This is a genomic window from Prevotella sp. P3-122 (genome assembly GCF_002251365.1).
Taxonomy (GTDB): domain Bacteria; phylum Bacteroidota; class Bacteroidia; order Bacteroidales; family Bacteroidaceae; genus Prevotella.
This window is the reverse complement of the sequence record NZ_NPJH01000066.1, coordinates 1-8,635: the sequence shown is the minus strand read 5'-3', so window position 1 is coordinate 8,635 and position 8,635 is coordinate 1. Positions and strand designations below refer to the sequence as shown.

At 40.1% G+C, this 8,635-nt stretch carries 7 protein-coding genes and 1 pseudogene; 6 read left to right on the top strand and 2 right to left on the bottom strand.

Features of this window, described 5'->3' with window-relative positions; all coding sequences use genetic code 11:
- Window positions 1–258, bottom strand: a pseudogene (locus CIL02_RS16990) (IS982 family transposase); the annotation flags it as partial.
- A 148-nt stretch (window positions 259–406) separates the two neighbouring features.
- On the opposite strand from CIL02_RS16990, the gene CIL02_RS10900 reads away from it, so the two are divergent.
- On the top strand, window positions 407–1,471 hold the full coding sequence (locus tag CIL02_RS10900) for a site-specific integrase (protein WP_094401656.1): 1,065 nt from the start codon (window positions 407–409) through the stop codon (window positions 1,469–1,471).
- Between the two features lie 174 nt (window positions 1,472–1,645).
- Here CIL02_RS10900 and CIL02_RS10895 read toward each other — a convergent pair whose 3' ends face one another.
- On the bottom strand, window positions 1,646–3,409 hold the full coding sequence (locus tag CIL02_RS10895) for a hypothetical protein (protein WP_094401654.1): 1,764 nt from the start codon (window positions 3,407–3,409) through the stop codon (window positions 1,646–1,648).
- Window positions 3,410–3,759: 350 nt separating this feature from the next.
- On the opposite strand from CIL02_RS10895, the gene CIL02_RS10885 reads away from it, so the two are divergent.
- From CIL02_RS10885 to ltrA, 5 genes are all read left to right on the top strand, one after another.
- On the top strand, window positions 3,760–4,113 hold the full coding sequence (locus CIL02_RS10885; protein WP_170935078.1) for a DUF3244 domain-containing protein: 354 nt from the start codon (window positions 3,760–3,762) through the stop codon (window positions 4,111–4,113).
- Between the two features lie 415 nt (window positions 4,114–4,528).
- Entirely contained in the window at window positions 4,529–5,449 is a 921-nt protein-coding gene (locus tag CIL02_RS10880; protein ID WP_094401649.1) for a hypothetical protein, read from the top strand.
- Window positions 5,450–5,464: 15 nt separating this feature from the next.
- The gene (locus tag CIL02_RS10875) at window positions 5,465–6,379 is read left to right on the top strand and encodes a hypothetical protein (RefSeq protein WP_141210207.1); all 915 of its coding nucleotides are present in this window, start codon (window positions 5,465–5,467) and stop codon (window positions 6,377–6,379) included.
- 62 nt (window positions 6,380–6,441) lie between these two features.
- Entirely contained in the window at window positions 6,442–6,630 is a 189-nt protein-coding gene (locus CIL02_RS16985) for a DUF4377 domain-containing protein (protein ID WP_094401646.1), read from the top strand.
- Between the two features lie 483 nt (window positions 6,631–7,113).
- Complete coding sequence (ltrA, locus tag CIL02_RS10860) at window positions 7,114–8,517, top strand: group II intron reverse transcriptase/maturase (RefSeq protein WP_094401645.1); 1,404 nt, start codon at window positions 7,114–7,116, stop codon at window positions 8,515–8,517.
- Window positions 8,518–8,635: the final 118 nt, after the last annotated feature.

Sequence of the window (8,635 nt, the reverse complement as noted above, 5' to 3'; positions counted from 1 at the left end):
AGGTGACGCATATGTCTGCATACCTTTTCTATATAGAAATGTTTCAGGCAACGGTAGCCTGAATCATGAAACAGTATCATGATTACCATAATTTCTGCCTTTGACATGGTTGACTTGCGGTGATATTTCCGTTTCTTATCTGCTTTCAGTGTATATTTTTCCATCATGGCATCAAAAAACATGCAAAAATCATCTGCAATACAAAATAATTCTGGAGTTTCCTTGAACGAAGTGAAAAACTTTGTCCTCGGTGATCATAGCGATTGTTGTTTGTAATTCTTTGTATTTCAACACTATAAAGTTACAACAATTTTCGCTAATCACCAAATTTTCAAGCACTTATATTTCGTCGAACTCACGTTACAATATATTAGCAAATATCAACATCGGAAATAAAATTAAAAAAATGGGACGCAAAAAGACAGAAATCAAGTTGAAAGAGCCTGTTCGCATCCGCGAAGCAAGGCGCAGTGATGGCAACATCAGCCTCTATCTCGACATCTACAGTAAGGGTATGCGCAAGCGTGAGGGCTTGAAGCACTATCTCGTGCCGGAGATAAATTCCGCAGCAAAGGTGCAGAATGCCAACACCCGAAAGCTGGCTGAACAGATTAAAGCGCAGCGTATTCTCGACATCCAGACGAAAGGACTGGTGGACTGGGAAGGAGTGAAGCGTTCACACATGCCCCTCAAGGACTGGCTAACCAAGTATTCATCAGAAGACACCGGGCTGCAACCGAGTTCTATGCGGTCGAAGCGCAACGCACAGGCGAGAGTCGAGCAATACCTTGATTATATAGGTAAGCCCGATATGGGATTGAAGGAAGTTGACCGGGACTTCTGCAAGGGGTTCATTGCCTTTCTCAAGACTTGCACCTTCAATGACGGCAAGAAGACTTTGGGCAACATCACCTACTGCATCTATGTCAACCGCATCACAGCGGCTCTGAGTAAAGCAGTAGCGGAAGGGCAGATTGACCGCAATCCGTTCAAGTTGCTCGAACCGAAGGAGAAACCGAAGAAAGATAACTCCATGCGTGAGTTTCTGACCATCGAGGAACTGAAACTGGCTATCGCGACACCATGCCGCTATGAGATAGTGAAGAAAGCATTCATCTTCTCCTGCTTCACGGGGCTTCGTTATAGTGACATCAAGACCTTGTTATGGAATGATATACACACCGCAGCCGATGGCAAGACACTCTATATGGAGCATTTGCAGTACAAGACCAAGAAAATGGTAACTGTGCCTCTGTCGGATGAAGCCTTGAAATGGATGCCGAAGCAGACAGAAGAGAATGAGGATGTGTTTCATCAGCTACAGATAACATCTACTACTGTAGAAGTGGTGTTGGGCGAATGGATGAAGGAAGCCGGTATCACCAAGCACATTACTTATCACGTCGCAAGACATATAGAATTTCTTTCTTGTTTGAAAATCAATGTGTTACAGAATTGCCGAGTGGCATAGGTAACGATTTAGGAACCACCTTAGTTCCCCATTCTTACTCATTTTGCTTTGCTCTCAAAGAACGCTATCGTGCCTACAAAGATAACATAAATTGTTGAATTGACAAAATTTAGATGATGCTTTAACTAAATTTCGGAACGTTAATCGGTTCATCTTATTGTGTCTTAAGCTGTATCACGAAACTGAATCCTCGTCTGGTGTCATCACCCAATCATATTTCTTCACCCATCGCCAGATGGTAACACGCGAGAGGTTGGTCATGTTCTGAATCTGTGTTTTTGAGAGTCCTGCCCGCATAAGGTAGCACACCTGCATCTGCTGTTCGTTGAAGTGACCAAGTTCCTTTAAGAGTCTGTCTCTGAATAAGGGATAAAGCTCATCAACGGCTTGATATAGTTGCCTCCAGTCCGCAGTTTTCATATTCTTCTTCCCTGTTGAAGTGTTCTTGATGGCATCAATAACATCTTCTGACTTTCCTTCCAGGTCTGACTTGTGCAGCAACTTGATGAACGTCTTGTTCTGATCCATCTTCTCTGCCAGTTGCTGCTCCTTCTCTTTGAGGACTGCGCTATAATCAGACAGTTCTACATTCACACGAAGAAGTTCACGCTTCACATTCGTCAGTTCATCTGATGATTTCTCCAGCGATTTCCTTGATTGCATAAGCTCTTGTTCCTTCTTTTCTATATCTGCACGCAATTGTTTGTCATTATCAGAGATTTTCTGCAGAGTAGATGATAATGCCACAATTTCGCGAAGATGCTTGTTTCTCCTTCTGACATGCAGGATATAACCGAGTCCTGCAAGGATGATGGCTGCTAAGAGTACCATGATGAGCGTATTCCTGTATTTATCTCGCTCGTCTTTCAATGATTGCTCTTTCTTTTGGTCAAGATGATATTGGAATTCATTGTTGACTGTAGACGCCAGTTCCTGTCTCTTGCCGAAGTCCAGGGAGTCGCTTAGCTGCATATAGATTCCTGCATAATGGCTTGCATTCTTGGTGTCTCCGTTTCTGTTGTACAAGCGGCACAGCATTTTTGCCGCATCATACATATTGTTCAAATCAGTTCCATCATCGAGGATACGTTTGCAATAAATGGCTACAGAATCTGTCTTGCCTATTGATTCATAGTATTGTGCAAATGCCAAGCAAGCGAATGGGGAGAAATGTTCCAGCGGATTATCCTCGATTCGTGATAAACACACCCTTGCCTTTTGTGTTTCACCCAATTCAGAGTAGTTACAGAGTAGAAGAATAAGTGTAGCTCGATTTTGAGAAAAAGCTTTGGATTCTTCTATCTGTCTATATGCTGAATCAAAATATGAGCTGGCCTGTTGAGACTTGCCTAATGCAAGATAAGATGCCCCCATATGCATATAAGGTACGATACCGTCCATCTTCATTTGATTGCACAAATCAAGCTCGTGCTTTGCCATCCGGAAGGCTTCTTCAAAATTTTGCACTCTAAAGAGTAAATAATTTAAATTTGAATATGCATTGCGCAGCATTATCGAATCACATCGATTTCCTTCATTAGCATATTCTAAAGACTTTAAGAAGAATTCCATAGCCCGAGGAGTGTCCTGCAAATCGCGATAAACACTTCCTGCATAATAGTTTACTTCCTGCTTTTCAGACAGAGAGCCTTCTTTCTCAAAATAATCCACAAGCCTCTTAACGGTTATGTCTGAACTGGGCAGATTGTCTGCCTTGTCATTTAAGCGAATCTTCAACAAGTCATATTTGGCCCTGACATATTCGCTACTTTCACGAATATCCATCTCCAATGAATCAAGCATTGAAATAGCCTTCTGTGGATTGTCGTTTCCAATCTCTTTAATACGTTCCATCTCATTTAGTGAGTCATGCTTGGAGCAAGACATCAATACAAGCAGCAAAGATACGAGTATACACAAAATTGAATTGTCATTCATGTTTCTTTGTCTTTAATTTGGCTGCAAAGGTAATCAAAAACTGCGAAACGAGGAAGTATTTTGCATTATTTATGTTTCTTGATGTTTCCGAAAGATTTGATATGAAACAAGAGAAGCATTTTCCCTCAAAAAATAAAAAAATACTTTTTATCAAAAATTTATGACATTGAAAGGGGGGGGGGGGGTAACATATTTTAACACATATAAGAAACACTATGAAACTAAAAATTTTCTTTAGCATTATGATTTCGATGTAATTTTGCACCCAGAAATTTAAACTTCTAATAATTAAATTTATGAAAAAGAAAATTTATTTAGTGGCAATTCTGACTGCCTTAATAATGCAGAGTATGAGCGCATGGTCAAACACTCTTGGTATCTCACAAGTGAACTTATATCGCAAGTATGCGCCTAAACTTGACGGAAATGCCAAACCGACTAAGGCTCCCGCTAATTTCAGTATCCCATTAACTGTTTATCTTGATAAGGATAATCATCAGTTAAAGGTGACCTCTATTTCAGACGGGGATTTCACGTATTATATATATGATGAGTATGGCAACGTCGTAACACAAGATGTAATTAACTGCTCCTCAAATACAATCATCTACATTGACCTATGGTTATGTCAAAGCGGGGTATTCTCTATAGTGTTCACCAACGACGGAAACACCTACGAGGGAGAGTTCGAGATAGAATACTAAAAAAGAACATCAATACATTTCCGGAATAATTGAGGCAGACCACACTGAATTAAAGGAGCGGAGATCGAAAAGCTTTAAGAGTAGATATTCAATTAAAAGATTATTTGGTGATGTACTACAGTCCATAGTGAAACATGAAAATGACTTAATGTATAGTCATTTAAATACTGGCCTTAAAACGAAAGGCTATATCAAATCTAAATGTACCTATATTATTAAAAATTGGCATAATATTTTGCCTATTACTAATTATGAACTTAAAAAGAATTCTTTACAGCTTGGTTTTTATACTTTCATTGGTCTTAATTCTTATGATTATTGACTGCTATATCAGAAAGGACTGGGATTATATTATATTCCCGATAATTTACCTTGTTATAATATTAGGTTCAAGTAATAACATTAAAAAAATAAAATGATGAGAAAAGTGTTAACATATGCAATGTTGTTTTTAATACTTTGCACGGTCTTCTGTTCTTGTAGTAATGACGAAAAGATAAGTGATGCTACAGAAGCAGATAACAATATTCTAGAATCTGAATTATTACTTAAAATAAGTGCTTTCAATGATAGTGCAATTAATAGTAAAATCCAAACTCGTGGTTGGATTAAGCCTGGAGCTTGGAAGCGTGCTCAGGTTATAGCAGCTGATATTGCCGGTGGTGTCAGCGGAGGCAAAGCTGGTTTTGGAATCGGGTCTTTCTTTTCTCCAGCCGGAGCTGGTGCTGGTGCTGTGATTGGAGCTATTGTTGGTGCTGGTTGCGGTTCTTATATGGCTTACGCTAATGCATATTGGACAAGAGCTGCGCTTAAAATGGACATGACTCCACAGAAAGCAACTCTAGCATATGCATCTGTGCTTAAAGAAGGAAATATTGAGAATAGTGTTCCTAAGGATATTATTGTGGATTATCCTATTGAGGATAAGGATATAACTCTTATGGGTGCGAAGCATAATCTAGTTCTAAAGAAGTTGATAGATAACGATATTAAACTAGAGAAAGTTGAGGATTGCTTTACTAAAGAAGAACTGGCTGTCATCAATTCGGATGAATATCAAAAAGTTTTTGACAAAACAATGAGTGCAATTTCCAATAATAATGATATCCTTAAAATTGAAGGAGATGATGTGACGACAAAGGTAATGAACCTTTTCTATGAGATTTTACAGAAATATCCAGATAACAACGACGATATTGAGTATATTATTAATAAGTATATCGAAGTTATAAAAAAATCAAATGAGATTTCAGACGTAGATAAGAAGAATATTTACTCAGGTTTAAGCATAGCCGCTTCAAGCAGTGAGTTCTGGGAACAAATGGAGTTAAAATAAGTAATAAATTAAAAAATGAAAAAGTTTAGTACAATTACATTAGGCATGGTTATGCTTCTTACAGTTTCATGTAGCAATGATATGATAGAAGTAACCGACACCGCTACTATGAACAATGGCTCAAATGACATTGTTGCTCAAATGTCACATTTTAATGACAGCCTTTCAATGACAAAGCCAGAGACCAGAGGAGCCGGCCGTATTTTATATTGGATGTGTGTAGTTAGTTCAGATATAATTGGAGGTTATTCTGGTGGTTGCGCTGGAGCCAAAGTCGGTGCTATAATTGGACATCCTCATGTAGGAGCCGCCATAGGTGCTGTCGTAGTAGGTGGTTATTCCTCATACAAGGCACATAGAATTTTGTCCGATGCTTATGCAACAAGAGGGGTAGAGAAAAACAACATCTCTTTAAAGCCTATGGAAGTCGCAGCTGCATATGTCCCTGCTTTAGAGAACGAAGCAGTGATTAAGGATAATTATCCTACGCAAATAAAACTTGATAATTTAGACAAGAAAGATATAGAGATTGGTGCTAAACATAACGCTATTCTCAAAAATTTGGAAACAAACAATTTCAATAAAGAGAAGATTTTACAATATCTTTCAAAGGAAGAACTTCAGATACTATCTTCAAAAGAACTTGAAGATGAGATGGAAAATACAGTAGAAAAAGCTATTGAAAGTTCACTTAAAGGAGAATATATAAAGACAGATGGTAACGATACACCAGCTAAAGTCATGAATTTATTCTTTGAGATTTTTGAGAAATACCCAGATAATGTGGATGATGTTCAGTTTATTATAAATAAATACATTGAAGCAGTAAAGAATACGGAGGAAATTTCTGAAGCAGATAAGGAAATAATATATCAGGCTTTAAGCATTGGTGCCTCTAGCTACGAATATTGGTCAGGCACATCTAAATAAACTATGTTCCTGCAGAGACCAGGATATATCAGAATATTCCTAGAAATGATTTTGTTGAAGGTATGCGGATCCTAGAAAAAAGGCCCCAATGGAGATGTGTATCTTTCCAAGAAATCTCAGGCTTTACTTTTGAAAGCGGTTATGAGTACGAGCTTCTTGTGAAGAAGACAACGTATGCCAACCCGCCACAGGATTCTGGTAACATCAGATATGAACTTATTCGAATCGTTTCTCGGAAAAAGGTTGAATAATAAACTCTTTCTCGATAGTGGGCAGTACGCTGGCATCATACCAGCGACTGCTCACTTTATGTATGTTCGGCATGAGCATTGTCTAACGGGTGCAAGTCCCGAGTAAGCCCTAATAGCGGGAATTACATAGCCAAAGGCAAAGGTGTCCATCGTGAGTTGGAATCTGAAAGAAGCCGGCGGCAAACATCTGACCTAACGAACAGAAACTTCATACAAGGCATATGACCGTGGGTAAGGTTGCATAACAAACCAAAGCCCTATAGCTATTCGGAACGGTCGGTGTAAATGAAGTGGGTATAAGATGGAAAGACAATGCTCTTATCCGAGGAGGTCTCACGGACACTTCAAATAGTTTTTCTTACGAAAGAAGTGGAGTAAAGCTTGCCGTGAGAAGTCAGCAGATGCCATAGTAGTGGAGTTCTCGATAACGCTCCATGAAGGGCAGAACCTATAAATTAAACGATAGTAATTGAAACGTACCTTATGAAGGAAAGAATGCAGAAAACATTGGCAGAAGTCAAGGGCTGCCCTCAGAAGGATAGGACGGAATCCGAAGGATATGTGGGAGTGCAGACCTTCATGTGGATATGTGAAGACAACATCGTGGAAGTACCATTCGACAAGGAACACCTTTTCGAGCAAATCCTTAGTCCTGCAAATCTCAACCGAGCCTACAAGGCTGTAATGAGAAACAAGGGCTGTGGTGGTATCGACAAGATGTCATGTGAGCAGCTGCTCCCATGGCTCTTGACCAATAAGGACGTGCTCATCCGTTCCTTGATGGACGGTTCTTACCGTCCGAACCCAGTGAAAAGGGTAGAAATACCCAAAGATAATGGCAAGAAGCGCCTGTTGGGAATACCTACAGTAGTAGACCGTTTGGTGCAACAAGCCATAAACCAAGTACTGACTCCCATCTATGAGAACCAATTCTCCAAGACGAGCTACGGCTTCCGTCCGAGAAGAGGATGCCACGACGCACTGCGAGGAGCGCAAAGGATAATCAACGAAGGCTACATATATGTAGTAGACCTTGACCTTGAACGCTTCTTTGACACGGTGAATCATAGCAAACTCATAGAAATCCTCAGCCGTACGATAAAAGACGGCAGAGTTGTCAGTCTTATACACAAATATCTCCGAAGTGGTGTAATGAACAAAGGCTTGTTCGAAGCGGGCGAGGAAGGGACTCCTCAAGGAGGACCGCTAAGTCCGTTGTTGAGTAACATCATGCTCAACGAACTGGATAAAGAACTTGAACGCAGAGGGCTTCCCTTTGTACGCTATGCAGATGACTCGATGATACTCTGCAAGTCCGAGAGGGCTGCAATGCGAGTGAAGGAGTCTATAACCCGATTTATAGAGAAAACTCTATATCTCAAAGTCAACAAGGAAAAGACCGTAGTGTCGTATGTGCGTGGAGTGAAATACCTCGGCTACTCCTTTTATATGATGAAAGGCAAATGCCAACTCACGGTACATCCAAAGTCCAAAGCTAAGATGAAGTCAAGGTTGAAAGAACTGACAAGTCGCAGCAATGGTTGGGGATATGCCAAGAGAAAGCAAAAGCTGAAAGAATACATAAGAGGATGGGTCGGCTATTATCACCTTGCCGATATGAAGTGTCTCTTACGTGTAACAGACGAATGGCTAAGGCGTAGAATCCGCATGTGTATATGGAAAGCTTGGAAACTCCCGAAGACAAGAATAAAGAACCTTGTCCGATGTGGCATCAACAAATATGATGCAAGAAGATGGGGGTATGTTAAGGGATATTGGAGGGTCAGTGGCTCACCGATAATGCACCTTGCGGCTTCATCAAAGAAACTGCACCAAGCAGGCTATCCAACGCTGATGGGGTCATATCTCGAATGGCACCCAAAATAGGAACCGCCGTATGCGGAACCGCATGTACGGTGGTGTGTTATGCGAATTTCCATTTTATGCGAACTTCTTGTTGTTTCCATATATAATAGTGCTGGTTAGATTTGTAAATGTTCGCATT

Excerpts from the sequence above, each read along its gene's own strand:
- CIL02_RS10895 (WP_094401654.1), bottom strand. The coding sequence starts at position 3,409 with ATGAATGACAATTCAATTTTGTGTATACTCGTATCTTTGCTGCTTGTA.
- CIL02_RS10900 (WP_094401656.1), top strand. The coding sequence starts at position 407 with ATGGGACGCAAAAAGACAGAAATCAAGTTGAAAGAGCCTGTTCGCATC.
- CIL02_RS10885 (WP_170935078.1), top strand. The coding sequence starts at position 3,760 with ATGAGCGCATGGTCAAACACTCTTGGTATCTCACAAGTGAACTTATAT.
- CIL02_RS10875 (WP_141210207.1), top strand. The coding sequence starts at position 5,465 with ATGAAAAAGTTTAGTACAATTACATTAGGCATGGTTATGCTTCTTACA.
- ltrA (WP_094401645.1), top strand. The coding sequence starts at position 7,114 with ATGAAGGAAAGAATGCAGAAAACATTGGCAGAAGTCAAGGGCTGCCCT.
- CIL02_RS16985 (WP_094401646.1), top strand. The coding sequence starts at position 6,442 with ATGCGGATCCTAGAAAAAAGGCCCCAATGGAGATGTGTATCTTTCCAA.
- CIL02_RS10880 (WP_094401649.1), top strand. The coding sequence starts at position 4,529 with ATGATGAGAAAAGTGTTAACATATGCAATGTTGTTTTTAATACTTTGC.